Source organism: Ruegeria sp. F11 (assembly GCF_056533855.1).
The window spans coordinates 154007-178567 of record NZ_JBQFOW010000003.1 but is presented as its reverse complement, the minus strand read 5'-3'; the positions used below and the strand labels follow the sequence as shown (position 1 = coordinate 178567).

Here is a 24561-nt window from a genome sequence, read left to right as displayed (position 1 = left end):
GATCGGTTCACCTCAGCGCTTGGGCGGTGTCAGCCATTGCGCGGACATTCCGAAATTCGAGGTTTTCAGTTCCTGTTTGGCGATGGCCTGCAGATGTACCTCGTCCGGGCCATCGGCATAGCGCAGCGCGCGCGCCCAGGTGTAGCTGTCGGCCAGCGGGGTGTCCGGGGTCATCCCCATCGCGCCAAACACCTGCATCGCGCGGTCGGTGACGGCGGCGTGCACGTTGGGTGCGACGACCTTGATCAACGAGATTTCACGGAACGCCGCCTTCGCGCCGACCTGATCAATTTTCCACGCGGCTTTCAGCGTCAACAAACGGGCCTGTTCGATCTCCAAACGTGATTTTGCAATCCACTCGCGGATGACACCCTGTTCCGAGAGTTTCTTACCAAATGCCACCCTCTCTTGTGCCCGTTCGACCATCAGCGACAGCGCCATTTCGGCAGCCCCGATCGAGCGCATGCAGTGGTGAATGCGCCCCGGGCCAAGCCGCGCCTGAGCCAGTGCAAAGCCGCTGCCCGCTTCACCCAGCAGGTTCGCGGCGGGCACACGCACGTCTTTGAACACCAGTTCCGCATGGCCTTCGGGGTCGTGCATGTTCAGGATGGTGGGATTGCGCACGATCTCGAAGCCCGGCGTGTCTTTGGGCACAAGGACCATGCTTTGCTGTTTGTGCCGGTCCGCGCCGGGATCGGTTTTGCCCATGACGATGAACAGTTTGGTGTTCGGATGGCAGGCATTGGTGATGAACCATTTACGGCCATTCAGCACATATTCATCCCCCTCACGGCGGATCGAGGTCGTGATATTGGTTGCGTCCGAACTGGCCACATCCGGTTCGGTCATCGCAAAGGCGGACCGGATTTCGCCGTTTAGCAGCGGTACTAGCCACTGCACACGCTGTTCGGGCGTGGCGAACATGTGCAAAAGCTCCATGTTGCCGGTGTCCGGCGCGCTGCAGTTGAACACTTCCGAGGACCAACTGACCTGCCCCATGATCTCGGCCAGCGGCGCGTATTCCAGATTGCTCAGCCGTGTGCCGGGCTCATGGTCGCGTAGGCCGGGCAGGAACAGGTTCCACAGCCCCTCAGCTCGCGCCAACGCCTTGAGGTCTTCGATGAACGGAACCGGGAAATTGCCCGCCTCCATCTCCTCTTTATGCTCGCGGATGCGCGGGTAGATATGCGCCTCCATAAAGCTTTTGAGCTGGGTACGAAGTTCTTCGGCGCGGGGCGACAGGGCAAAATCCATGATGATCCTTTTCAGATGGCGACGGCCTTTGCTGCCTTCCCACGCACGTGGCGCAAAAAGACACTCAGAGCATTCTCAATTGAAAGGCCGCCCGCAAGGGGCAGGCTGCGTAACCCAGCGTCAAAAAGCTCAGGTCACCCGGTTGACCGCCCTGTATTTCGGATCGTCCCACAGCCGGTTGTCCAGAACGTCGGCCAGAATATCCACTGCGGCGACCACATCGTCTTCGTCCAGATAGAGCGGCGTGAAACCGAACCGCATGATGTCGGGTGCGCGGAAGTCGCCGATCACGCCCCGATCAATCAGCGCCTGCATCGCGGCATAGCCCTGATCGAAGGAAAACGAGATCTGACTGCCCCGGATCGTCGCGTCGCGCGGGCTGGCTAGCGTCAGTTGCGGGCATCGCGCCTCGACTTCGGCAATGAAACGCTCGGACAGGCTCACCGAGGCCGCGCGGACCTCGGCCATGGATACCCCATCCCAGACCTTCAGCGCCTCTTCCAGCGCGCCCATCTGGATCACCGGAGGGGTGCCCACGCGCATGCGCTCGATATCCGCCGCAGGTCGGTAGTTCAGTTCAAAGGCAAAGGGCGAGCCATGGCCCAGCCAGCCCGCCAGCGCGGGCTGCGTCTGGTCGATCAGATCGGGGCGCACATAGATAAAGGCGGGCGCACCTGGGCCCCCGTTTAGGTATTTATAGGTGCAGCCGACCGCGAACTCACAGTTGGAGCCTGCCAGATCAACCTCAATCGCGCCGGCGCTGTGGGCCAGATCCCAGATCATGACCGCGCCCGCCGCGTGCGCCTGTTGGGTGATGTTGTCCATGTCATGAGTGCGCCCGGTGCGATAGTCGACCTCGGTCAGCATCACCGCCGCGACCTTGTCATCGATGGCTTCGGCCACCGCCTCGGGATCGACGGTCTTCAGCTCATAGCCCGCGTTTTTCAGCGCAATCAGCCCCTCGGCCATATACAGGTCGGTCGGGAAGTTGCCGTTGTCTGACAGGATGACCTTTCGGCCCGGGCGCATCGCCAGCGCGGCTGATAAGGCCTGAAACACCTTGATGGACAAGGTATCGCCCATCACCACTGATCCATCGGGCGCGCCGATCAGGCGGGCGATGCGGTTACCGACGCGGGCGGGTTGTTCCATCCATCCGCAGCTGTTCCAGCCCCGGATCAGTTCGCCGCCCCATTGGCGCGTGACCACGTCTTGCACGGCAGACGCCACGGATTTCGGCAATGGCCCCAGCGAGTTGCCATCCAGATAGATGACCCCTTCGGGGATATCGAACAGGTCTTTTCTGGGCAGCGCCATCCTACAATCCCCCTCGCAGGTTCCACAGTTCAGGGAACAGTTCCACGTCCAACATCTTGCGCAGATAGCTGACGCCGCTGGTGCCGCCCGTCCCGCGCTTGAAACCGATCACCCGTTCCACGGTTGTCACGTGGTTAAACCGCCAGCGGCGGAAGTAGTCCTCAAGGTCCACCAGCTTTTCGGCCAGTTGGTACAGCACCCAATGGGTATCCGGTTCCCGGTAGATCCGGGTCCAAGCGGCGATAACCGCATCGTCGGATTGATGCGGCGTGCGCAGACGGTAGACTGCAGGATCAAACGCGGTGCCCAACTCCGCCTCCAGCATCCGCAGCGCGATGTGGTAGATTGAGGGCTGCGCCAGTTCGTCTTCCAGCTTCTGGTGCAAGTCCGGGCTATGTTCATGCACCTTCATCATAGCAGTGTTCCGGTTGCCCAGAGCGTATTCAATCAGCCGGTATTGATGAGACTGAAAGCCCGACGAGGCACCAAGCGCCTCGCGGAATTTTGTATAATCGCTCGGGGTCATGGTGCGCAGTACGTCCCACGCGTTGTTGAGTTGCTCGAATATCCGCGACACCCGGCTGAGCATCTTGAACACCTGATCCGGGCGGCCTTCGATCATCAGCGCGCGGGCGGCGTGCAACTCGTGCAGGGCAAGACGCATCCACAGCTCGGATGTCTGGTGCTGAATGATGAACAGCATTTCGTCATGGGCGTCGGACAGCGGGTGCTGTGCCGACAGGATGGCGTCCAGCGACAGGTAGTCGCCATAGCTCATGTCCTTCGCAAAGGACATTTTCGCGCCATCCTGTGACGGATCGTAGCCGTTGCTCATCTTACACCTCGTGCGGTGATGCGCGCCGTCACATGAACGCCTGCAGCCCGGTCTGTGCCCGCCCAAGGATCAGCGCGTGAATGTCATGGGTGCCCTCATAGGTGTTCACCGCCTCAAGGTTCATGACATGGCGAATGACGCCGTATTCGTCGCTGATCCCGTTGCCGCCATGCATGTCGCGGGCCTCGCGCGCGATGGCGATTGCCTTGCCGCAATTGTTGCGCTTCATCAGGCTGATCAACTCGGCAGGCGCATTGTGCGATTCGAATAGACGCCCCAATTGCAGCGCTCCCAGCAGGCCCAGTGAGATTTCGGTTTGCATATCCGCCAGCTTTTTCTGGATCAACTGCGTGGCGGCCAGTGGCTTGCCGAACTGCTTGCGGTCCATCGTGTAGCTGCGGGCTGCATGCCAGCAGGCTTCGGCCGCGCCCATGGCACCCCATGCGATGCCGTAACGCGCCCGGTTCAGACAGCCAAACGGCCCCGACAGGCCGGACACGTTCGGCAGCAGGTTTTCTTCAGGCACAAAAACCTCATCCATCTGGATCATGCCGGTGATCGAGGCGCGCAACGAGAATTTGCCCTCGATCTTCGGTGCGCTCAGGCCCTTCATACCTTTTTCAAGGATGAACCCCTTGATCTGGCCGTCATGGGCATCGGATTTGGCCCAGATGATGAACACATCGGCAATCGGCGAGTTGGTGATCCAGTTCTTGGCACCAGAGACAAGATACCCGCCATCAACCTTGGTGGCGCGCGTCAGCATACCGCCGGGGTCCGAGCCGTGGTCAGGCTCGGTCAGGCCAAAGCAGCCAACCCATTCGCCCGAGGCCAGTTTCGGCAGAAATTTCTGCCGCTGCTCCTCGGTGCCATAGGCGAAGATCGGGTGCATCACGAGGCTCGATTGCACCGACATGGCCGAGCGATAGCCGGAATCCACACGCTCGACCTCGCGCGCGACAAGGCCGTAGGACACGTACCCTGCTCCTACACCGCCATATTCTTCAGGGATGGTCGAGCCCAGCAGGCCCAGCTCACCCATTTCGGTCATGATCGCGCGGTCGAAGTTTTCATCACGGTTGGCCATGATCACGCGGCTCGCCAGCTTGTCCTGGCAATAGGCGTGGGCCGTATCCCTGATCATGCGCTCTTCTTCGGTCAGTTGCTGCTCGATCAGGAAAGGGTCCTCCCACGTCATGCGCGGCATCTTCGCGCGCGCGGATTCAGGCGTGGCCGCGTGGTGTTCTTGCGGTTGTGTCAGCATATCGTGCCCTCCCATACTGGCCTCCTTAGTATCCTCGTAATTTTGGGATTGCCACCGCAAGAATGGCCGTTTGCGAAATACTGCGGGTGGATTTCAGTTGGTCGTCCTGAGTGGCCGATACCCCGCGCCGATCAGCCCTATTTCCAGCGGCCTAGAGGCTTTTGAGAATCTGGTTCGCGGTAATCGCCGCCTGGTAAAGACGGGACATGATCGGGGTGGTCGGCACATTGGACAGGACCGTCATGGGCAGAGGCAAATCGTCTGGATCAATCCCCGCAAACAGATCAGCCAAGCAGGTCCCGAAAATCGTGCCGTTTGTTACACCGCGCCCGTTATACCCGATAGCTGTTAGCAGGTTCGGGGCCAGTTGGCAGATGCTGGGCAGGTTGCAACGGGTCTTTGGGTCGGTCAATATTCAAAAAACGTACTGGAACCGGAAGGTTGGAATGGCTGCATTGAAAAAATCGGCTGCGCAGATGGTGCAAGAGACCCGAGACCGCATTGAAGAGATCGAAACCAGCGATCTGATCGCGATGGTCGACGATCCGAATGTGGTGATTGTCGATATTCGCGACGTGCGCGAACGTCAGCGCACCGGTTTCATTCCCGGTAGCTTTCACGCCCCGCGCGGCATGATCGAGTTCTGGGTCGATCCCGATAGCCCCTATCACAAAGACATCTTTGCGCAGGAAGGCAAGACATATGTCTTTCACTGCGCCTCGGGCTGGCGCTCGGCGATCACCGTGGCCACCCTGCAGGATATGGGGTTCGAGGCAGCGCATCTGAAGGACGGGTTCGGGTCCTGGGAGAAATCGGGCGGGCCGGTCGAACGTTTTGTTGACGAAGACTGACCTGTCAAAGTGACAGGCGCGGCTGATCTAAATTCTCTGAGAGCCCCGGGCTCTTTCCTTTGTTTCCTAGACCCCGCAAGCTACAGTTGCACCAGACCAGTCAGAAGGACTCTGCGATGACGATCCCACCCGTTGATATGGCTGTCAAACCCGAGGTCACCGGGTTCTTTGACGAGATTTCCAACACAATCAGCTACGTGGTCCGCGACCCGTCCAGCACGGCTTGCGCGATCATCGACCCGGTGATGGAGTTCGACCCGGCCGCCGGGCGCCTGACCTTTGACTCTGCGGACCAGATCATCGCGTTTATTCGCTCTCATGGTCTGACGCTGGAATGGATCATCGAATCTCATGTCCACGCCGACCATCTGTCGGCGGCCCCCTATATCCAGCAGGAGCTTGGCGGCAAAATCGGCATTGGCGAGCACGTCCTGACCGTACAGGATACGTTCGGGAAGATTTTCAACGAAGGCACCGAGTTCCAGCGCGACGGATCGCAGTTCGAGGCGCTTTTTGGCGATGGCGATACCTATACAATCGGATCTCTCAGGTGCTTCGCCTTGCACACACCGGGCCATACGCCGGCCTGTATGGTCCATGTCATAGGCGATGCGGCCTTTGCAGGGGACACGCTGTTCATGCCGGATGGAGGCTCGGCGCGTGCGGATTTTCCCGGCGGGGATGCGGGCCAGCTATACGATTCAATTCAGCGCGTGCTGTCCCTGCCCGATGAAATGCGGCTGTTTATCTGTCACGATTACGGCCCCGGCGGACGCGCCATCGCCTGGGAGACGACGATCGGAGAGCAGAAGGCCAAGAACATTCATGTTGGCGGCGGCAAAAGCCGCGACGAGTTTATCAAATTCCGGACCGAGCGGGATGCTCAGCTTGACGTTCCCAAGCTGATCCTGCCCTCTTTGCAGGTGAACATGCGCGGTGGCGAAGTGCCAACAGACGAAGACGGGAACATGATGCTCAAGACGCCGGTCAACAAGCTCTGAGCCTTGAAAATGCCGAGCCGGTTCCCCGGCCCGGTTGTATTCAACTGGTCAGAACCGCCAGCGCGCGCCCAGAACGACGGTCGACAGGTCATCGAAACTGTCTGATGAATCGTCATAGGCATAGTCTTGATACGAGAAATACGCCTCCATGTTCAGGCGATCTATTTCCTGTACCACACCGATCCCCCAGACATTTGAATCTGAGCCGTCGACGTTAAAGTCGGACCCGTCCCAGTAATGCAGGCCGATGCCGGTTTTACCAAAACTGAACCAATCCTCTTGGTACGCAATCTTGGCGTAGAAATAGCTGGGATCGGTTGCGGTGCTGCCGTCTACGTCCCGTTCCCCGGCGGCGATTGTGAAACTCAGGCGTTCGTTCACCAGGATCGAGGCGGACCCAACAAGGTCCTCTCGCCGCGCACTCTGGCTGCCGCCCGGACCGCTGTTACCACTGCTGCGGACCAGATAGCCAAGACCGGCGGCAACCTCGATATTGCTGGTCACTTTGTTTCGGTAGTAAATCGCGACGTCATAGTAATCGCGGTCATCGTCGAAGTCTTCCTCCAAAAGGTTTTGACCGTAAGAGGCGCTGAATGTGAACCCGTTGAACGATGGGGTGTCATAGCGGATTCGCGCACGGCGCGCGCCGTCAAAACTGTCGGTTGTACCGCTCACGGTCGGACCGGTCAGAAAACCGGCGTCATCCCTGAACAGGAACGAGGCGTTGGAGTCGGCGGTGAAGGAATACAGAACCAGGCCGACCAGCGACAGGTCCTGTTCGGCGACGCTGTCCCCGGACATGCTGCCCTGCCCGGCCGAGAACGTGCCCCAGTCACCTTCAAGCGAGAAATCCACGTGGCGGATATCCTCGCGCGTCCAGCCGCTGTAGTCATTGCCGTTCTGGTCGGTTTCCGTGGAATTGGGCAGGCCCAGAGCGGTTTCAAACCGGAACCGGAATGTGTTGTTGCCATATGGCTGTTCCAGACGCAGGCCGACCCGGCTGTTGGAGGCGTCATAGTCACGAAGGTTGGTTTCCGTTTCCTGGCCGTCATCGACCGAGATTATGGCCGGGTTAAACTGACCGTAGAGGACGACAAAACCGCCCGAATTGTTATCGTATTTCAGTTCGGCAGCCGCCGGAAAGGCGAACGCTGATGCCATCAGTGCGGCTGATGAAGTTGCTATGGTTTTAAATTTCATCTTTACGACCCTCTCGTTTGTCCACACCGCCTGAATCCGGGCCGGGTTATGTGCCAGCAAACATCCCTGTTGATCGCCCGGTGCAGTGCGTTTTGCGTTCCGGTTTCTTAGGTGGGCGTTTCCACTCCTTTCCTGTCGAAATATCTTTGTTCAGAATCGGTAGTTAAATAAACAAACTCGCATATGTAGGATAACACAGATTGCGGCCTGGGCAGCAATTCGTTTTGACGAATGTTGGAATGCGTTTCCAGACACTTGAGCGAAAGGTAGTGATTCAGAGGTCGCAGCCCCTGTGCCAAAGGGAAATTGAAAGCCATAGGCCCGTTTACCGGTCGATCCTGCGCCCAAACTGCCAAATGTTTTCCAGATCGCCGGAACGTCCGATATGTACCATATGCGCGTGGCATCCTGCGGATAGCCGTCCAATCAGATCATTCCGGATCAACGCGGCGGGTAGGCGGCTGACCAGGTCCAAAGCCTTGGTAACCGGTATTCCGGTCACTTCAGACACATTGCGGACGGCATCCAGCAATTCCAGATGCGCGCCTGCCAACGTGCCGTCGGCCAGCGTCAATTTGTTGTGGTTTCTGAGGATTTCACGGCCATTCAACTCAAAGCTTGTGATGTCCGATCCTGCCGTCGCCATCGCGTCACTGACAAGGAAAACGAACCCCGGAGCCTGTTTTGCCTCCATCGCGTTGCGCATGGTGGCCGGGTGAACATGGATTTTGTCAGCGATCAGCCCAGCCGACAGCCCGCCCAAGGCCAGTGCTGCGCCAACGGTGCCGGGCTCGCGATTGCCCATCTGGCTTTGGGCGTTGAACAGATGCGTTACGCAGCTTGCACCCGCCTCAGCTGCGGCCACGCAATCCGCGTAGGACGCATCGGTGTGGCCCAGCGAGACCACGATCTCCGCTTGCGCCATCGCCTTGATCTGCGCGACCGAGACGCTTTCCGGGGCCACGGTGACTTTGAGCACCGGCAGACGCGCTGCCGCCTTTAGAAGCATGTCCAGATCGGACTGTTCCATCGGACGAATAAGGGCTGCGTCATGGGCACCCTTGCGTGACAGGGCGAGGTGCGGTCCCTCAAGATGCAGACCAAGAATGCCAGGAACGCCGTCATGCACGGCTGCAATCGCTGCGTCTAAGGCCTGTTGTGTGACATCCGGCGTGTCCGTGATCAGAGTCGGCAGGATTGAGGTCGCGCCAATCCGCGCATGGGCATCGGACATGCGACGCAACGCCGCAACGTCCGGCTGATTGTTGAACATGACGCCGCCGCCGCCATTGACCTGCAGATCAACGAAACCCGGTGCCAGCAGGCCACCCTCTAGTTCCGTCGGTGCGACCGTCGGGTCAACCTCCGCTTCAGGAACCACCGCTTCGATCCGGCCCTGCCGGTGCAACAGAGCATGACCCTGAACAACTTGCCCGGGCGTCAGAATATCCGCCCCGGTGATTGCCTGAAGCGCGTCGGTCATACCGTTTCCGTCACCTTGTTTAGGTGGCGCGGGGTGTCGGGATCAATGCCGCGCGAGGCTGCAAAAGCCTCGACCATTGAGTAGAACGAGACGATCAGGCTCAGCGCGTCCGTCAGGGGATGCAGCGTGCGCACATGTTCGATCTGCGTGGCTTGTTGCACCTTGTCGGTGGTGGCAAACACACGGGCGCCCTTGGCGCTTATGGCGTCGGACACCTGCGAAAGCGCTGGCTCCGCCGCGTCGGCTGCCGCGAAGCTGAGAACCGGGAAGCCTTCCTCGACAATCGAAACCGGGCCATGGAGAACTTCGGCAGACGAATAACTTTCCGCGTGCAACTGACAGGTTTCCTTGAACTTGAGTGCGGCTTCATTTGAGACCGCCAAGGCTTGCCCGCGCCCAAGCGTGAACAGCGAAGGCCGTGCCCCAATTGCGTCGCGCACCTCGGGCCAGTCTATGCGCGCCGCACTTTCCAGATGCTGCGGCAGGGCGCGAATGGCGGACAAAAGGGCCTCATCCCCGCTCCATTCCGCCAGCATCCAAAGACCAGCGACCGCCGAACCGACGAATGTCTTGGTCGCCGCCACGCTCAGCTCAGGACCCGCTTGTATGTCTATGGGATGCGCACTGGCTGCGGCCAGCTGGGAAGCCGCATCGTTGGTCAGAGCGACGGTCAGGGCCCCGTCCCGCCGGGCATTGCGGGCCATCGCAAGAATATCCGGGCTTTTGCCGGACTGAGACACCGCCAGACACAGGCTGTTCTGCAGCCTCAGCGGCGAATCGTAAATCGACGCGACAGAAGGGCCGACAGAGGCTACGGGCACGCCAAGAAGGATTTCGGAGGCATATTTCAGATAGGTGCACACATGATCCGACGAGCCACGCGCGACCGTGGTGATAAAGGTCGGATCAAGGTCGCGCGCAACCGCGGCGACGGCAGAGATGTCCCCTTGGCCCTGGCTCAGAAGCCGTTCGATGGCCAGCGGTACTTCGTCGATCTCCCGGCGCATCCGGGTAGTTTGCTGTGGCATAGAATGTCCTAGTTGTTGGCCAAGCGCAGTTCTGCGACAAAGTCATATGCATCACCGCGATAGATTGAGCGGGTAAATTCCACGACCCGTCGGTTGGACAGGTACGAGGTGCGCACGATGCGCAGCCCCGCCGCACCAGGCTGAACGCCCAGAAGCGCGGCATCCTCGCTTTCCAGATTGATCGCCGAAATGCGTTGCAGGGCGCGGACGGGGCGGTTGCCGCTGCGTTCCAGCACTTCGTACAGTGAGGATTCCACCTGTTGCGGCTTCGGCAGAATGTCGATGGGCAATGAGGCGCGTTCAATCGCCATCGGCTTGTCATTCGCCCGCCGCAGGCGCGATATCCGTGCGACAGCTTCTCCGGACGACAGGGCCAGCGCGATAACTTCTTCCGGTGAGGGCGTGTGAATGCCCCGATCCAGCCACTCGCTGGAGGAATCGAGACCGCGCCGCGACATATCTTCGGTGAATGAGGTCAGCCGGGACAGCGACTGTTCCACTTTCGGCGTTCCGTCCGCAACGAAACTGCCCGAGCCCTGCCGCTGAATGATAATGCCCCGATCGACCAGATCCTGCATCGCGCGGCGGACCGTCACCCGCGACAGGCCGGTCAGGCTGGCGATTTCCCGCTCGGCTGGTAAAGGGGCGCTTTCGCCCAGCACGCCCAGTTCGATGCTTTCTTCGATCCGTTTGCGCAGGCGCACATATCGGGGGCCTGTCGCATCATGCATCCAACCGTTGTCGCCAAGGAAGTTTTCGATGGTTTCCAAAGTCATGCTGCCCCGACCTTTGCCCGTTCCGCCAGTCGCTGCGCCAGTTTCAGCGCCCCGTCGATGGCCGTACCTTTCGGTTCCGTCAGCGCCTGTCGCATCTCGACCGGCAAATAGCCCGCATAATGAGGCGCAACGCCGCCCACGGCGCAGATCGGCTCGGCCGCCGACCAGCCGAGCGCCCGCAGCCCGCCGATGATGTAACCGGCGCCCTTTTGCATCAGAGCATCGGCGACCCGGTCGCCCTGTTTCGCGGCTGCGATGATCTGCGGCGCAAGGTCTGCGATATCCGCAGGGCTTGAGGCACCTGAAAACGCGACAACCTCCATCGGGTTGTTATTGAAACGGGCACTTATGTCCCGGGTCAGAGGGCTGGGCGGCTCAATCCCGTCTGCAGCCAGAAGAACTTGCCGCAGGAGCTGTGTGCCCAGCCAGTTGCCCGAGGCCTCGTCCCCGATCAACGGGCCATAGCCGCCGATGGACCGAATGCTGTCGTTCGATTGCCGAGCCAGAAAGGACCCTGTTCCGACGCCAACAAGACACCCATCCCGATCCCCCAGTGCGCCCACAACGGCGGACCGGCTGTCATCCTCGACCTGAACGATCCGGGACGGCAGATGCCGCGCGACTTCGATAGCGGTTTCGGCGTTGGTGACACCAGCAAGGCCCGCGTAGATTGGAATATCAGCCAGCGCGTCTTGCGGCAGGCCTGCTTCGTTCATCAGCGCCCCAAGTCCCGCAACCAGCGTGTTCAGGGCGGCCTTTCGGTTCGAGAACACATTTGCACTGCCAAGGCTGACCGCTATCCGGCCCTCAGGCGTTTCCAGCGCGAACCGGCAGCTTGTGCCACCACCGTCGATTGCGATGAGATATGGGAGAGACTCAGCCATATAGATACCTTTACAATACCTTTGATCCGAAAAAAAGACCTTTGCGCGTAGCGCGGCGTAATTTCCGCTTAAAAACGGGCTAGAACGGAGAAATTCAAACAAAAGGTAGACAAAAGGTATTGTATAGGTATTAGATAAGAACACCAAAGGGGAATCAAATGCTGCCGCAAACCGAAATGCTGCGTGATGGTGCCGAGGGCCTTGACCTGCGCCCTGATGCCGACATTCTCGCGCGCTTGCTGACTGCGCAGAAAGAGGCATTGGCAGGCTTGGATGCCTGTCTGACCGACCTGTCGCAGGGGGCCGGAATCCTCACCGCGACTGTAAAAAACAACGGTCGTATTTTCTATGCGGCAGCGGGTTCGTCGGGCCTGATGGGGCTTGCGGATGGGGCCGAGTTGCCCGGTACCTACGGTTTGTCGCCGAATTCCATCGCGATCTGCATGGCGGGGGGAATTCCCTCCGGTGCCGCCATGCCCGGCCACACCGAAGACGATGCCGAAGCGGCCAAGGCAGCCTCGGCCACGGTCAAGCCCGGTGATGCGGTGATCGCGATATCAGCCAGCGGCTCGACCCCCTACCCGCTTCATTTCACGCGGAAGGCTCGGGCAGCAGGGGCCAAAACCATCTGTATCGCCAATAACGAAAACGCCCCGTTGTTCGATCACGCCGATTGCGCGATTTTCCTGAACACGCCGCCCGAGATCATCGCTGGATCGACCCGGATGGGCGCTGCCACCGCCCAAAAGGTGGCGTTGAATATGATGTCCACGTTGATGGGTATCCGATTGGGGCATGTACATGACGGGATGATGGTCAATGTCATCGCCGACAACCTCAAACTGCGGCATCGTGCCGAAGGCATCATAACGAAAATCGCCGGAGTGTCCGAGGCCGAGGCCGGTTTGGCATTGGACCAGACATCGGGCGATCTGAAACAAGCGGTTTTGCTGGCGTCGGGCGCCTCTGACACCCGGCAGGCCGAAGAATTGCTGACCCAATCCGACGGGCATCTGCGCCCGGCGCTTCAAGAACTTCAAACAAACTCAAATCAATAGGGAGAAATAACTATGAAAAAGACGTCGCTCAGCGCAATTTTGCTGGCCTCATCGGCTTTAGCCACGACCGCATATGCGGAAACGGAACTGACCATCGAAAGCTGGCGCAACGACGACCTGGCCCTGTGGCAGGACAAGATCATCCCGGCCTTCGAGGCCGAGCATCCGGACATCAAGGTGGTATTCACACCTTCCGCCCCGGCTGAGTACAATGCCGTTCTGAACTCCAAACTCGAAGCTGGCTCCGCAGGCGATCTGATCACATGTCGCCCATTTGACGCTTCGCTGGCGCTTTATGAGGACGGTCACCTGACCGACCTGTCCGATCTGGATGCGATGGGCAATTTCTCGGATGTGGCGAAATCCGCATGGCAAACCGACGACGGCTCGGCCAGCTTCTGCGTGCCGATGGCGTCTGTGATCCATGGCTTCATCTACAACAAGGACGCGTTCAACGAGCTGGGCATCGAAGTTCCGACAACCGAGGCTGAGTTCTTTGCCGCTTTGGAAAAGATCAAGGAAGACGGCACTTACATCCCGATGGCCATGGGCACCAATGACCAGTGGGAAGCCGCCACCATGGGCTATAACAACATTGGCCCGAACTACTGGAAAGGCGAAGAAGGCCGCCTTGCGCTGATCAAGGGCGAGCAGAAACTGACCGATTCTCAGTGGGTTGCACCTTACGAGACGCTGGCCAAGTGGGGCGCATATCTGGGCGACGGGTATGAAGCTCAGACCTATCCCGACAGCCAGAACCTGTTCACGCTGGGCCGCGCCGCGATCTATCCGGCAGGCAGCTGGGAAATCTCGGGTTTCAACACGCAGGCCGATTTCGAAATGGGCGCCTTCAAGCCGCCGGTCCAGAACGCAGGCGACACCTGCTATATTTCGGACCACACCGATATTGGCATCGGCATGAACGCGGCAAGCGAAAACCAGGAAGCCGCGCGCACCTTCCTGGCCTGGGTCGCAAGCCCTGAGTTCGCGAGCATCTTTGGCAACGCCCTTCCGGGCTTCTTCCCGCTTTCCAGCACTCCGGTCGAGCTGGAAGACCCGCTGGCCAAGGAAATCGTGGGTTGGCGTGATGAGTGCGAAAGCACGATCCGTTCGACCTACCAGATCCTGTCGCGCGGTACGCCGAACCTCGAAAATGAGACCTGGAACGCCTCGGTCAACGTCATCAAGGGCACGGAAAGCCCTGAAGATGCAGGGAAACGCCTGCAGGACGGCCTGGCCGCCTGGTACGCGCCACATCAGTAAGCCACTCACCCCACCAGCGGTTCCGGCCCAACGGCCGGAACCACTCTGAACCTTCGAGGCATGTTATGGGCACCAGCCGGATCAAATGGCACATCGTGGTCTTTCTTGCGCCCGCTGTGCTGGTCTACTCGGCCGTCATGGTCTTTCCGCTGTTCAACACTTTACGGCTTGCGCTGTACACCGAAGTTGATCAGGCGCGCGTTTTTGTCGGCCTCGAAAACTTCCGTACCCTGTTCGGCGATCCGCTGTGGTCTGACGCCTTCTGGAACGCCTTGGGCAATAATTTCTGGTTCTTCTTCATCCATATGCTGGTCCAGAACCCGATCGGCATCGCACTGGCGGCCATGCTCAGCCACCCGCGGTTGCGGTTTGCCGCCTTCTACCGCTCGGCGATCTTCATCCCGACGATCCTGTCTTTCGTTATTGTCGGCTTTGCATGGAAACTGATCCTGTCGCCGATCTGGGGCATTGCGCCCGATCTGCTGGCCTCGGTTGGCCTCAAATCGCTCTACGCCCCTTGGTTGGGGAAAGAGGAATACGCCCTGACCACACTGGCGCTGGTTTCGGTCTGGCAGTTCGTGGGCATCCCGATGATGCTGATCTACGCTGCCCTGCTGTCCATCCCCGAAGAGATTCTGGAGGCCGCCGAGGTAGAAGGCATTACTGGTATGGCCGCCTTCTGGAAGATTAAGCTGCCGCTGATCCTGCCGTCGATAGGCATCATCTCGATCCTGACTTTCGTGGGCAATTTCAACGCGTTCGACCTGATCTATGCCGCACAAGGCGCGCTGGCGGGGCCAGATTATTCGACCGATATTCTGGGCACGTTCATGTACCGCACCTTCTTTGGTTTCCAGTTGCAACTGGGCGACCCACATATGGGCTCGGCCATCGCGACGGGCATGTTCTTCATTATCCTGACCGGGGTTTGCCTGTACCTGTTCCTGATCCAGACCCGCATCCGCCGGTATCAGTTCTGAGGGGCCGCAAACCATGAATAAAGCCCGCAGAAACCCCTTCAACCTCGCTGCAATGCATGGCGCACTGATCCTGTACACGCTGATTGCGTTGTTCCCGGTCTTTGTGATCCTGATCAACAGCTTCAAGACCCGCAAAGCGATCTTCCGCGAACCGCTTGCCCTGCCGGACGCCGAGACATTCTCGATGATCGGCTACCAGACGGTGATGAAACAGGGGGATTTCTTCCTGTATTTCCAGAACTCGATGATCGTCACCGTGGCCTCGCTGTTCTTCATCCTGCTGTTTGGGGCGATGGCGGCTTTTGCGCTTAGCGAGTACCGGTTTAAAGGCAACACCCTGATGGGCCTCTATCTGGCTTTGGGCATCATGATCCCGATCCGTATCGGCACCGTGGCGATCCTTGAGATGATGGTGGCGACCGGGCTGGTCAACACGCTGATGGCGCTGATCCTCGTCTATACGGCGCAGGGCCTGCCACTGGCCGTGTTCATCCTGTCTGAATTCATGCGACAGGTCAGCGATGACCTGAAGAATGCAGGCCGCATTGATGGTTTGAGCGAATACACCATCTTCTTCCGTCTCGTCCTGCCTCTGGTCCGTCCGGCAATGGCAACGGTGGCAGTATTCAATATGATCCCGATCTGGAATGACCTGTGGTTCCCTCTGATCCTTGCCCCGGCGGAAGAGACCAAAACCCTGACGCTGGGTAGTCAGGTCTTCATCGGCCAGTTCGTGACCGATTGGAACGCGGTTCTGTCGGCGCTGAGCATGGCGATCCTGCCGGTCATGATCCTGTATGTCATCTTCTCGCGGCAATTGATCCGCGGCATCACTTCGGGGGCGGTCAAATGATCCGGGTTCTTATCGCGGGTCTGGGCAATATGGGGCTGAGCCACGCGCTGGCGCATCATCACCACCCGGATGCAGAAATCGTCGGGCTGGTGAACCGGTCGGGCGCGGTCGGGCATCCTGACATGCAGCGCTATCCGGTCTTCACTGATTTTCACGCAGCTTTGGCCGAAACCAAGCCCGATCTGACGGTCATCGCCACCTATTCCGACAGCCATGCGGATTTTGCCTGCGCCGCGATGGAGGCCGGGGCGCATGTGTTCGTTGAAAAACCCCTGGCAACTATAGTCGAGGATGCGCGCCGTGTGGTCGCCAAGGCGGTCGAGACAAACCGCAAGCTGGTCGTCGGCTATATCCTGCGCCACCACCCCTCGTGGATGCGACTGATCTCGGAGGCGCGCGATCTGGGCGGCCCTTACGTCTTCCGCCTGAACCTGAACCAGCAATCCACCGGCCCGACATGGGAAACGCACAAGGCACTGATGCAAACAACTTCGCCTATTGTCGATTGCGGGGTGCATTACGTGGATGTCATGTGCCAGATCACCGACGCGCAACCCGTCCGCGTAAACGGCATGGGCCTGCGTCTGTCCGACGAAATCGCCCCCGACATGTACAATTACGGCCAGTTTCAGGTCGTTTTCGAGGACGGCTCGGTCGGTTGGTACGAGGCGGGCTGGGGCCCGATGATGTCGGAAACCGCGTTTTTCGTGAAAGACATCGTCTCACCCAACGGGGCCGTGTCGATCACCGAAGGCAACAAGGGCGAGTCGGATGATGTGGACGGGCATACCAAGGTCGGCGGCATTCTGGTGCACAGACCCGATGGCGACACCTTGATCGAGATGCAAGGTGAGCCGGGCCACCAGCAGCTTTGTGATGCGGAACAGGCTTACATGCTGAAAGCCATTGCCGAAGATATCGACCTGACCCGTCACATGAACGACGCCGTGCAATCCCTGCGCATCTGCCTTGCCGCCGATCACAGCATTCGGACCGGCCAGCCGGTCGACCTGAAGGAGACGTAACGTGACCGCCCTGACCCTCTCAAACGTTTGTAAATCCTTCGGGGACGTCGACGTGCTGAAGAACATCGACCTGACCGTCGAGGAGAATGAGTTTGTGGTGTTCGTCGGCCCCTCGGGTTGTGGCAAGTCCACCCTGTTGCGGGTGATTGCGGGGCTCGAGGATGCGACCTCGGGTACGGTGGAAATTGATGGTCAGCAGGTCAATACCGTCCCGCCCGCCAAGCGTGGCATTGCGATGGTGTTTCAATCCTATGCGCTGTATCCACACCTGACGGTACGGGGGAACATGGCGCTGGGTCTGAAACAGGCGGGCCACGCCAAGGACGAAATCTCGCGCCGGATCACCGAGGCCAGCCGGATGTTGTCGCTGGAGGACTATCTGGAACGCCGCCCGGCGGAACTGTCCGGCGGTCAGCGCCAGCGTGTCGCCATTGGCAGGGCGATTGTGCGCAACCCCAAGCTGTTCCTGTTCGACGAGCCGCTGTCCAATCTGGACGCAGCCCTGCGCCTGAATACCCGCGTCGAGATTGCCAATCTACACCGCCAGATCAGCGCCAGCATGATCTACGTGACCCACGACCAGACCGAGGCCATGACGCTTGCCGACAAGATCGTGGTTCTGCGCAGCGGTCGGATCGAGCAGGTCGGCACCCCGATGGAGCTGTATAACAACCCCGCAAACAGGTTTGTTGCCGAGTTCATCGGCTCTCCGGCAATGAATTTCGTTCCGGCTGAGATGATTGGCGGCAGCACCGGCACGGTCTTCGGCATCCGCCCGGAATACGCCAGACTGGGTGACGCAGGGCCATTGTCGGGGACTGTCGTGCATGTGGAAAATCTGGGCGCGGATACGAACGTTCTGGTCAATATCGGAACCGACAAGCCCTTCACGATACGCGCTTTCGGCCAGCATCGCGTGTCGCCGGGGGCCGAGGTCGGCATCACCTTCGAGCAAACCGATGTGCTTTCCTTTGACGGCGATGGCCAAAGGCTCTGACCTAAGAGAAAACGATTGGACGGGCTGTTCCATCGGACGTATGGGATAGGCTAAACCTACCCGCCTCGCCTAAGGACCTGCCGCATGAAAGCCGTGCTGTTCGAAAAGTTTCAGGAAGCCCCCAAACTGGTCTCGGTGCAGGACCCGACGCCAGAACCCCACGGCGTTGTCCTGAAGGTGGAAGCGACCGGAGTGTGCCGCAGCGATTGGCACGGATGGATGGGACATGACAACGATATTGACCTGCCGCATGTCCCTGGTCACGAGCTTGCCGGTGTTGTCGAGGCCGTCGGCAAAGACGTCACCAATTGGAGCGTTGGCGATCGGGTGACAGTGCCCTTCGTGTGCGGCTGCGGGTCATGCGCCGAGTGTCACGCGGGCCATCAGCAGGTCTGTGTGAACCAACAGCAACCGGGATTTACCCATTGGGGCAGCTTTGCCGAATATGTCGGCATCCATCAGGCCGATCTGAATCTGGTGGCCCTGCCGGACGCAATGGATTTTGCCACCGCCGCCAGCCTGGGTTGCCGGTTTGCCACTTCGTTCCGGGCGGTGGTGGATCAGGGCAAAGTCACCGCCGGTCAATGGGTGGCCGTTCATGGTTGCGGTGGCGTGGGTCTGTCGGCTGTGATGATCGCCAGCGCCGCCGGGGCCAATGTGATCGGGATTGACCTCGACCCCGCCAAGCTGGAACTGGCCCGCGAACTGGGCGCGGTCGCCACCGTTTCCGGGGCCGAGGCAGATGTTCCCGAAGCAATCCGCGAGCTTACAAAGGGCGGCGCGCATGTGTCGCTTGACGCTCTGGGGCATCCCGTAACCATGACCAACTCGATCCTCGGCCTGCGCCCCCGCGGCAAGCATGTTCAGGTCGGTCTGATGCTGGGCGATCACGCCGCGCCCGCAGTTCCAATGCCTAAGATCGTCGGGCAAGAGATCGAATTGCTCGGCTCGCACGGGATGCAGGCCCATCGCTACGGCGCGATGCTGGATATGGTTGAAAGCGGCAAACTTGACCCCGCCCGTCTTGTCGGAGATCGGATCAGTTTAGAGGATGCTCCGAAGGCACTGATGGAGATGGATAAATTCCGATCCATCGGTGCAACCGTCATCACAAGCTTTTAAGTACCCGGCCCGAAACGCCGGTTTTTTGAACGATCTGTGCGGTTATCTGTACGCCCGGATATGTGTTTCGGCAGCAAGACGGGAATACTGGGCGGACCCTCAGTATCGAACGGAGTTCTACCGATGAAAACGTTTCTCGCGGCTATCGCCGCCACTCTTGCCATTGCAGTCCCTGCCACTGCTCAAGAGCTTGCTGATATGAGCGACCTGGAATACGCCCATATCGCTTACACGGCGGACAATATCGACATTCGCTATGCCCATCTGGCGCTGGCCCTGTCGGAAAACCCCGAGATTCATGAGTTCGCCAACACCATGATCCGCGACCATACGGCGGTGAACGAAGCCGCGCTTGGGTTGCTGGACAAGCTGGGTGCAACTGCGCAGGACAACGAATTCAGCCAGACCCTGAACGCAAACGCCGAGAAAATCATCGACAACCTGTCCCAATTGCGTGGCGCAGAGTTTGACGAGGCCTATGCCGCGAACGAGCTTGCCTATCATCAGGCCGTGAACGAACTGGTCGAAAACACCATGATCCCGAACATCGACAACGCCGAGGTCAAGGCGCTGTTCGAGCAGGGGCTTGAGATTTTCAAAGCCCATGAAGGCCATGCGGAAATGATGGTCGAGTCGCTGAACTGATGCCTCGACCCCTGTCCCGAAGGTCGGTCATTGCCGGGGCGGCGGTCTCCGCAGCCGCTCTGGCAATGCGCTCGCAGGCCTCTGAGCCGAACACGCATGAGGTCAAGATCCGGCGTTTTACGTTCCAGCCAGACCACCTGCAGGTCAGGCCGGGCGACCGGATCATCTGGACAAATCTGGACATTGCTCCGCATACGGCCACTGCGGACGGGAAAAGTTGGGATACGGGTGAATTGACCCAGAACGACAGTGCCGAAATCGTCGTGGAAGACGGTATGGAGCTATCCTATTTCTGCGTCTTTCACCGGCATATGAAAGGCACCATTGAGATCGTTTGAGTTTCAATGGTGCCGTCGACGCCGAGCGGCTTTTACCCGCTGATGCAGAACCCTCGCGATTGTTAAATTCGTTACGTCTGGATACCAACGGCGATTGTCATCCAACGTTACCTTGCGTTACCTTGCCGGTATGACCGTGACCCGTCTGACCGGCCTGCTGACCGGAGTTCCGAGCATCCTCTTGCTGTGCCTGACATTCTGGGCGACGCAGGCTTACGCCTCGGGCCGGGTGGCATTGCTGATCGGCAATTCCGACTATGCGTCCCCGGACATGGCTCTGCGCAACCCGGTGAATGATGTCACCGCGCTGAGTGCCGCGCTGCAAGAGCTGGGTTTTGCCGTCACCGAAGCCACCGATCAGAACGCAGGAGCGATGCAACAAGCGCTGGATCAATTCGGCGCGGCAGCGGAAGGCGCTGAGATGGCAGTGTTTTTCTATGCCGGGCACGGGGTTCAGATTGGCGGTGAAAACCATCTGATTGGCACCGATTTTGCGGGCAGCGATCTGCAGGCGCTCAGGCGCAGTTCTTTGACGCTGGATCGGGTTCGGGATGTGATGGCCAAGGCGGGTCCGAAGGTGGGCATCCTGCTGTTGGACGCCTGCCGTAACAACCCGTTCTCAGACAGGGGCATGGTCAAACAGGGCCTGGTCAGAATGCGCGGAGGGGCCGGGCTGCTGATCGCCTATGCCACTGATCCCGGCAACGTGGCCTATGACGGGGTCGGCGATAACAGCGTTTTCACCTCCGGCCTGCTGGATCATATCGCGACGCCTGATCTGGATGTCCGGCTGATGCTGGGCCGGGTGCGCCAGCAGGTGGTTCTGGAAACGGACGGGCGACAGATCCCGTGGGTCGAGGAATCTGTGCTGGACGAACACAGTTTCGCACCGGGCCTGCCGGGCGAAACCGCTGACGACGCAACCGCCGCCGATCTGGCCTATTGGCGCGGCATTGCGTCCAGCGCGGATGCGTCTGATTTCGAAGCCTACCTGCGGGCTTACCCTGACGGGCTGTTTGCGGCTTTCGCCCAAGATCGGATTGACAGTCTGAACACCGGATCGCCCGGATCGCTGGCTCCGGTGAACGCCTCGCTGACCGAGGCCAATCCGGAAAAACTCGCGACTGCACTGGTGGCCTTGGGGCATCTGAACGATGGGCAGACCCGTGATCTGGGTCCGGCGCTGGACAGCTATCGCCGTGGGCTATCAGCGCAGGAGGTCGCTTCGGCGGAACGGTTGTTTGAAGACGCGGCGCAGGTTTCGGTCTTTCTGGCCGCGACCACCTTGCAGCGTTTGCGCACCGACATCGTGGCCCTGCGCAGCGTCGAGCGCACGCTCGGCATCGCCGAGGACGCGCTGGCGCAGATCGAGGACATCGCTCGCACCAACACCGACGCCCTGCCCGTTCTGCAGCAGGCGCGGAACGATGTGTACGACATCTACCGCTCGCGCGGCATCATCCTGCGCCGTCTGGACCAGAGCCGCAGCTATTACGACGAGGTGCTGAACCGCTCGGTCGTCTTTTTTCCACCCGACATTGATACGTCGATTATCAGCGCGGCTTCCGGCTCGCGCGACCTGACCTATGCCAATGCGCAACTGAACACGGACGCCGCACTGTTTCTGCGGCATGTTGCGCAGGCGGAAGATAGCAAAAAAGGAAGTTACCAATGGCTGGCCGACCTCATACCTCCCGACTAAGCGCGGCATTCCTCGTCGTGTCCCTGACCCTGACGGCCTGTGGCGGTGGTAGCAATGAGCCGACCGCCGCGCCCGAGGCAACGCCCGGCGGATCGACACAGGCCGAGGCTGATCTGGCCAAACAGGCCGCTGCTATGCAGAAGACCATCCTGCAAGGCGCGGTTGCAGGCGGTGTGACCGGCGGAGCCATTGGGTTCGGTCTGGGCGGCAGCGATGATGTGGGCACCGGACTTGCTATCGGCCTTGGGGCCGGGGCGCTGGCGGGTACCTATGTGTCTTTTGTTCAAAGAAACTACGCGGGGCGGGAATCCCGTCTGCGGCAGATCAAGAAGGATCTGGATCAGAACGCCAGCGAAATGCAGACAACGCTGAACGTGATGAATCAAGTCCTTGCGGCGCAAAAGGCCGAACTTGACGCGCTGAACGCCGGTGTTGCCGCCGGAACCGTGGACCCGGCCCAGTTGCAACAGGAACTGGCCGAGGCCAACGGGAACCTGACCCAGATGGAGTTGGCCATCGACGGCGCAACCAAGCGACAGGCCGAGTTCACCGAGGCGCGGAACCTGACCATCTCGCGCGGTCAGACGGCCTCGCCCATTGATGGCGATCTGGCGGCGCTGTCGAACCAGATCACGCAGATGCGCGGGATCGCCGGCGATCTGGCCTCATCGCTATGACCGGGGGTGATATGATCCGCTTTGCCGTTTTACCCTGCCTTCTGCTGACCGCCTGTCAAACCACCACCGACCCGGCAGAGGGCGGGTTCTTCGCCGGGGTCTCGGGCATTGCCACCGGGGCCTATGACGACCGTATCGAGGCTGCGGAAGGCGATGTTGCCGCCGCGCAGGCCCGAAACGACGCGCTTGCGGCGCAAATCCGGTCCTCGGAATCGGAACTGGCCCAGTTGAAGCTGAAAATCCTGCAGCAACGCGATGCCATAGGCGGGGGCGACGCAGCCACAGCGGCGCGTATCGACAAGGTTCTGAACGAAACACCCCAAGGGGCAACGCCCGATGCAAAACTGGCCGCCCTTCAGCGCAGTATTTCCGAGGCCCGCGCGCTGAGCGCCGATCTTGCGAAACTGTCTGGCTAGCCCTGACACCCGCCCAAAGCCCAGCGGCGCATGTTGACCTTTAGCCCACCGCCATAGGGGTGTTGCTTTGCGACATTCCCTGCGGCTGGCCGTTTGACATAGGTCTGGGCCTGATCGCACAGCGTCTCTGCCGTCCATTGGTGGCAGTTGGAGCATTGCTGGTCTTTCCAAAGCTCTTCGGGCAGCCCCTCCAGCGGTGGGAATTGAGGGGAACCGGCTACCAGTTCCTTGATCGTCTGGCCGCGCACATACGAGTTCCCGAAGCTGAGCGGCGTGTCCAGCGTCAGCGTCTCGTCGGCGGCAATTGTACCATCGGTTTCGGGCTCTGGTATCTTGGCGGTGGGCTCGGCCTTTCGGGTCACTGTCGCTTCTCCGAGGCGCAGCGCAGAAAGCCGTTCAACCGCCTGATTCGAGAACGCCCCGTCCGGGAAGCTGTGCAGATACACCTCGTAGGAATGGATGGAATCATCGGCCAGCGCCAGATCATACATAAGCCGGTCGGTCTCTGTCGCCTCGGCCACCTGTTCCTGCTGCTCGGGCTGCGTTGCGCCCGAGGGCGGAGCGGTCCCGAAGGATTCGGCCAGAACGGTTTGCAACAGGTCGCTGGCCTTGTCCGCATGGATGCTGTCGGGATAGGCGCGCATGAACAGCATGATCTGCACCGGATCGCGGGAACTGACCGCTTCCTGCCAAAGGTCTTCTTCGCTTTGGTGCTGCACGATCTTCGTTTCCGTCTCGATCGCAAAAGCAAAATCCTGTGTCAGCGAAGACGTGTCCCAAGGGGTTTGAAGGCCGCGGGTTTCTTCCAGAACATCGACACGGACTTTCTTGAACAGCTGCTCAATTGCCATGCCCGGCGTTTCGATATGTTCCGCCAGGCTTAGTGTGAAGGGGCTGTTGCCTACTTCACCGTCCAAGGCAACCCCGCCCGGATCGGTGGCATAGGCCAGAAATGTCCCCGTGGGGGCCTTCATCTCGGCCAGACCGTTGTCATCCATATCGGCAAGTTCTTCGAACGGATTGTTCCGGCAGGCATCCAGAATGACGATGTTGGTCTTGTTATGGGCCGAGGCCATCTGATGCAGGACCGACCGCGCCTCGACCGCCATAAGGTCAAGATCCGCGGGATCGTTCAGCGAAATATCCACCGGCAGAAGGTAGTTCGACCCAAAGGACTGCACGCCGTGACCGGCATAATAAAACAGGCCAACCGCATCCTCGCCGCCCTTGCGCAGGTCTCGGCCGAACTGGGAAATGGCGCGTTTCATCTCGATCTGGTTGCTGTCCGACAGGTGACGGACATCGAATCCGAGGTCGGTCAGCTTTTCACTGATCAGCTTCGCGTCGTTGACCGGGTTGTCCAATGCTGAAACGGACCCATAGGCCGAGTTCCCGATGACCAGCGCAATGCGCGGCTCGGCCACCGCCTGAGCGGTCCACAAAACCCAGATCATCGCAACCAGAACTTTTACTTTGCGAAGCACGTCAGATCCTCTGTTTCCGTCACCCTACCAGCCCCGTGACCTTGGGGCATCATGACGGTTCGAATTTTTCTACCAAGCTTTTTTGGCTTTCTTGTGGCCACCGCCTGA

General features: G+C 59.8%; 25 protein-coding genes. 14 read left to right on the top strand and 11 right to left on the bottom strand.

All coding sequences use genetic code 11. The features are described 5' to 3' along the window. Positions 1–12: 12 nt before the first annotated feature. The 5 genes from ACR0NJ_RS05315 to ACR0NJ_RS05295 all read right to left on the bottom strand — a co-directional run bounded on the left by ACR0NJ_RS05315 (position 13) and on the right by ACR0NJ_RS05295 (position 5082). Complete coding sequence (locus ACR0NJ_RS05315) at positions 13–1254, bottom strand: acyl-CoA dehydrogenase family protein (RefSeq protein ID WP_480816088.1); 1242 nt, start codon at positions 1252–1254, stop codon at positions 13–15. A 129-nt stretch (positions 1255–1383) separates the two neighbouring features. Then, positions 1384–2571, bottom strand: coding sequence for a kynureninase (gene kynU / locus ACR0NJ_RS05310; RefSeq protein ID WP_480816087.1), 1188 nt, complete (start codon positions 2569–2571; stop codon positions 1384–1386). Between the two features lies 1 nt (position 2572). Continuing rightward, positions 2573–3406 (bottom strand): tryptophan 2,3-dioxygenase, encoded by an 834-nt coding sequence (locus ACR0NJ_RS05305; RefSeq protein WP_480816086.1) that lies wholly within the window; start codon positions 3404–3406, stop codon positions 2573–2575. A 28-nt stretch (positions 3407–3434) separates the two neighbouring features. Further along, positions 3435–4613, bottom strand: a complete 1179-nt coding sequence (locus ACR0NJ_RS05300) for an acyl-CoA dehydrogenase (protein ID WP_480816249.1) — start codon at positions 4611–4613, stop codon at positions 3435–3437. Positions 4614–4821: 208 nt separating this feature from the next. After that, complete coding sequence (locus ACR0NJ_RS05295) at positions 4822–5082, bottom strand: hypothetical protein (RefSeq protein ID WP_480816085.1); 261 nt, start codon at positions 5080–5082, stop codon at positions 4822–4824. Between the two features lie 34 nt (positions 5083–5116). On the opposite strand from ACR0NJ_RS05295, the gene ACR0NJ_RS05290 reads away from it, so the two are divergent. Continuing rightward, complete coding sequence (locus ACR0NJ_RS05290) at positions 5117–5521, top strand: rhodanese-like domain-containing protein (RefSeq protein WP_480816084.1); 405 nt, start codon at positions 5117–5119, stop codon at positions 5519–5521. Between the two features lie 116 nt (positions 5522–5637). After that, positions 5638–6522, top strand: coding sequence for an MBL fold metallo-hydrolase (locus ACR0NJ_RS05285; protein WP_480816083.1), 885 nt, complete (start codon positions 5638–5640; stop codon positions 6520–6522). A 48-nt stretch (positions 6523–6570) separates the two neighbouring features. Here ACR0NJ_RS05285 and ACR0NJ_RS05280 read toward each other — a convergent pair whose 3' ends face one another. The 5 genes from ACR0NJ_RS05280 to ACR0NJ_RS05260 all read right to left on the bottom strand — a co-directional run bounded on the left by ACR0NJ_RS05280 (position 6571) and on the right by ACR0NJ_RS05260 (position 11893). Then, the gene (locus ACR0NJ_RS05280) at positions 6571–7722 is read right to left on the bottom strand and encodes a porin (RefSeq protein WP_480816082.1); all 1152 of its coding nucleotides are present in this window, start codon (positions 7720–7722) and stop codon (positions 6571–6573) included. A 325-nt stretch (positions 7723–8047) separates the two neighbouring features. Further along, positions 8048–9205, bottom strand: a complete 1158-nt coding sequence (gene nagA / locus ACR0NJ_RS05275; RefSeq protein WP_480816081.1) for an N-acetylglucosamine-6-phosphate deacetylase — start codon at positions 9203–9205, stop codon at positions 8048–8050. Beyond that, positions 9202–10233 (bottom strand): SIS domain-containing protein, encoded by a 1032-nt coding sequence (locus ACR0NJ_RS05270; protein ID WP_480816080.1) that lies wholly within the window; start codon positions 10231–10233, stop codon positions 9202–9204. The genes nagA and ACR0NJ_RS05270 overlap by 4 nt, the downstream gene beginning before the upstream one ends. An 8-nt stretch (positions 10234–10241) precedes the next feature. Next, the gene (locus ACR0NJ_RS05265) at positions 10242–11009 is read right to left on the bottom strand and encodes a GntR family transcriptional regulator (RefSeq protein WP_480816079.1); all 768 of its coding nucleotides are present in this window, start codon (positions 11007–11009) and stop codon (positions 10242–10244) included. Then, positions 11006–11893 carry a glucosamine kinase nucleotide-binding domain-containing protein gene (locus ACR0NJ_RS05260; protein WP_480816078.1) on the bottom strand — a complete coding sequence of 296 codons (888 nt, stop codon included), beginning with the start codon at positions 11891–11893 and terminating at the stop codon, positions 11006–11008. The genes ACR0NJ_RS05265 and ACR0NJ_RS05260 overlap by 4 nt, the downstream gene beginning before the upstream one ends. Before the next feature lie 158 nt (positions 11894–12051). Here ACR0NJ_RS05260 and ACR0NJ_RS05255 point away from each other — a divergent pair, with 158 nt between their 5' ends. From ACR0NJ_RS05255 to ACR0NJ_RS05200, 12 genes are all read left to right on the top strand, one after another. Continuing rightward, positions 12052–12951, top strand: a complete 900-nt coding sequence (locus tag ACR0NJ_RS05255) for an N-acetylmuramic acid 6-phosphate etherase (protein WP_480816077.1) — start codon at positions 12052–12054, stop codon at positions 12949–12951. Between the two features lie 12 nt (positions 12952–12963). Then, complete coding sequence (locus ACR0NJ_RS05250) at positions 12964–14214, top strand: ABC transporter substrate-binding protein (RefSeq protein ID WP_480816076.1); 1251 nt, start codon at positions 12964–12966, stop codon at positions 14212–14214. Positions 14215–14279: 65 nt separating this feature from the next. Next, positions 14280–15194 carry a carbohydrate ABC transporter permease gene (locus ACR0NJ_RS05245; protein WP_480816075.1) on the top strand — a complete coding sequence of 305 codons (915 nt, stop codon included), beginning with the start codon at positions 14280–14282 and terminating at the stop codon, positions 15192–15194. A gap of 13 nt (positions 15195–15207) precedes the next feature. Beyond that, on the top strand, positions 15208–16047 hold the full coding sequence (locus ACR0NJ_RS05240) for a carbohydrate ABC transporter permease (protein ID WP_480816074.1): 840 nt from the start codon (positions 15208–15210) through the stop codon (positions 16045–16047). Next, on the top strand, positions 16044–17072 hold the full coding sequence (locus tag ACR0NJ_RS05235) for a Gfo/Idh/MocA family protein (RefSeq protein ID WP_480816073.1): 1029 nt from the start codon (positions 16044–16046) through the stop codon (positions 17070–17072). The genes ACR0NJ_RS05240 and ACR0NJ_RS05235 overlap by 4 nt, the downstream gene beginning before the upstream one ends. 1 nt (position 17073) lies before the next feature. After that, entirely contained in the window at positions 17074–18069 is a 996-nt protein-coding gene (locus ACR0NJ_RS05230) for an ABC transporter ATP-binding protein (protein ID WP_480816072.1), read from the top strand. Between the two features lie 84 nt (positions 18070–18153). Continuing rightward, the gene (locus tag ACR0NJ_RS05225) at positions 18154–19191 is read left to right on the top strand and encodes a zinc-dependent alcohol dehydrogenase family protein (protein ID WP_480816071.1); all 1038 of its coding nucleotides are present in this window, start codon (positions 18154–18156) and stop codon (positions 19189–19191) included. Between the two features lie 123 nt (positions 19192–19314). Continuing rightward, positions 19315–19836, top strand: a complete 522-nt coding sequence (locus ACR0NJ_RS05220; RefSeq protein WP_480816070.1) for a DUF4142 domain-containing protein — start codon at positions 19315–19317, stop codon at positions 19834–19836. After that, the gene (locus ACR0NJ_RS05215; RefSeq protein WP_480816069.1) at positions 19836–20174 is read left to right on the top strand and encodes a cupredoxin domain-containing protein; all 339 of its coding nucleotides are present in this window, start codon (positions 19836–19838) and stop codon (positions 20172–20174) included. The genes ACR0NJ_RS05220 and ACR0NJ_RS05215 overlap by 1 nt, the downstream gene beginning before the upstream one ends. Positions 20175–20310: 136 nt before the next feature. After that, positions 20311–21876, top strand: a complete 1566-nt coding sequence (locus ACR0NJ_RS05210) for a caspase family protein (protein WP_480816068.1) — start codon at positions 20311–20313, stop codon at positions 21874–21876. Next, complete coding sequence (locus tag ACR0NJ_RS05205; protein WP_480816067.1) at positions 21846–22553, top strand: hypothetical protein; 708 nt, start codon at positions 21846–21848, stop codon at positions 22551–22553. The genes ACR0NJ_RS05210 and ACR0NJ_RS05205 overlap by 31 nt, the downstream gene beginning before the upstream one ends. Positions 22554–22564: 11 nt before the next feature. Further along, entirely contained in the window at positions 22565–22969 is a 405-nt protein-coding gene (locus ACR0NJ_RS05200) for a hypothetical protein (protein ID WP_480816066.1), read from the top strand. Here the strand turns inward: ACR0NJ_RS05200 and ACR0NJ_RS05195 are convergent. Further along, entirely contained in the window at positions 22966–24453 is a 1488-nt protein-coding gene (locus ACR0NJ_RS05195) for a caspase family protein (protein ID WP_480816065.1), read from the bottom strand. The two genes, ACR0NJ_RS05200 and ACR0NJ_RS05195, sit on opposite strands and share 4 nt — an antisense overlap. Positions 24454–24561 lie beyond the last annotated feature (108 nt).

Coding starts and splice junctions, on each gene's coding strand:
- nagA (WP_480816081.1), bottom strand. CDS start 9,205: ATGACCGACGCGCTTCAGGCAATCACCGGGGCGGATATTCTGACGCCC.
- ACR0NJ_RS05220 (WP_480816070.1), top strand. CDS start 19,315: ATGAAAACGTTTCTCGCGGCTATCGCCGCCACTCTTGCCATTGCAGTC.
- ACR0NJ_RS05315 (WP_480816088.1), bottom strand. CDS start 1,254: ATGGATTTTGCCCTGTCGCCCCGCGCCGAAGAACTTCGTACCCAGCTC.
- ACR0NJ_RS05300 (WP_480816249.1), bottom strand. CDS start 4,613: ATGCCGCGCATGACGTGGGAGGACCCTTTCCTGATCGAGCAGCAACTG.
- ACR0NJ_RS05200 (WP_480816066.1), top strand. CDS start 22,565: ATGATCCGCTTTGCCGTTTTACCCTGCCTTCTGCTGACCGCCTGTCAA.
- ACR0NJ_RS05285 (WP_480816083.1), top strand. CDS start 5,638: ATGACGATCCCACCCGTTGATATGGCTGTCAAACCCGAGGTCACCGGG.
- ACR0NJ_RS05240 (WP_480816074.1), top strand. CDS start 15,208: ATGAATAAAGCCCGCAGAAACCCCTTCAACCTCGCTGCAATGCATGGC.
- ACR0NJ_RS05225 (WP_480816071.1), top strand. CDS start 18,154: ATGAAAGCCGTGCTGTTCGAAAAGTTTCAGGAAGCCCCCAAACTGGTC.
- ACR0NJ_RS05205 (WP_480816067.1), top strand. CDS start 21,846: ATGGCTGGCCGACCTCATACCTCCCGACTAAGCGCGGCATTCCTCGTC.
- ACR0NJ_RS05250 (WP_480816076.1), top strand. CDS start 12,964: ATGAAAAAGACGTCGCTCAGCGCAATTTTGCTGGCCTCATCGGCTTTA.
- ACR0NJ_RS05280 (WP_480816082.1), bottom strand. CDS start 7,722: ATGAAATTTAAAACCATAGCAACTTCATCAGCCGCACTGATGGCATCA.
- ACR0NJ_RS05235 (WP_480816073.1), top strand. CDS start 16,044: ATGATCCGGGTTCTTATCGCGGGTCTGGGCAATATGGGGCTGAGCCAC.
- ACR0NJ_RS05290 (WP_480816084.1), top strand. CDS start 5,117: ATGGCTGCATTGAAAAAATCGGCTGCGCAGATGGTGCAAGAGACCCGA.
- ACR0NJ_RS05260 (WP_480816078.1), bottom strand. CDS start 11,893: ATGGCTGAGTCTCTCCCATATCTCATCGCAATCGACGGTGGTGGCACA.
- ACR0NJ_RS05255 (WP_480816077.1), top strand. CDS start 12,052: ATGCTGCCGCAAACCGAAATGCTGCGTGATGGTGCCGAGGGCCTTGAC.
- kynU (WP_480816087.1), bottom strand. CDS start 2,571: ATGGCGCTGCCCAGAAAAGACCTGTTCGATATCCCCGAAGGGGTCATC.
- ACR0NJ_RS05265 (WP_480816079.1), bottom strand. CDS start 11,009: ATGACTTTGGAAACCATCGAAAACTTCCTTGGCGACAACGGTTGGATG.
- ACR0NJ_RS05305 (WP_480816086.1), bottom strand. CDS start 3,406: ATGAGCAACGGCTACGATCCGTCACAGGATGGCGCGAAAATGTCCTTT.
- ACR0NJ_RS05270 (WP_480816080.1), bottom strand. CDS start 10,233: ATGCCACAGCAAACTACCCGGATGCGCCGGGAGATCGACGAAGTACCG.
- ACR0NJ_RS05245 (WP_480816075.1), top strand. CDS start 14,280: ATGGGCACCAGCCGGATCAAATGGCACATCGTGGTCTTTCTTGCGCCC.
- ACR0NJ_RS05215 (WP_480816069.1), top strand. CDS start 19,836: ATGCCTCGACCCCTGTCCCGAAGGTCGGTCATTGCCGGGGCGGCGGTC.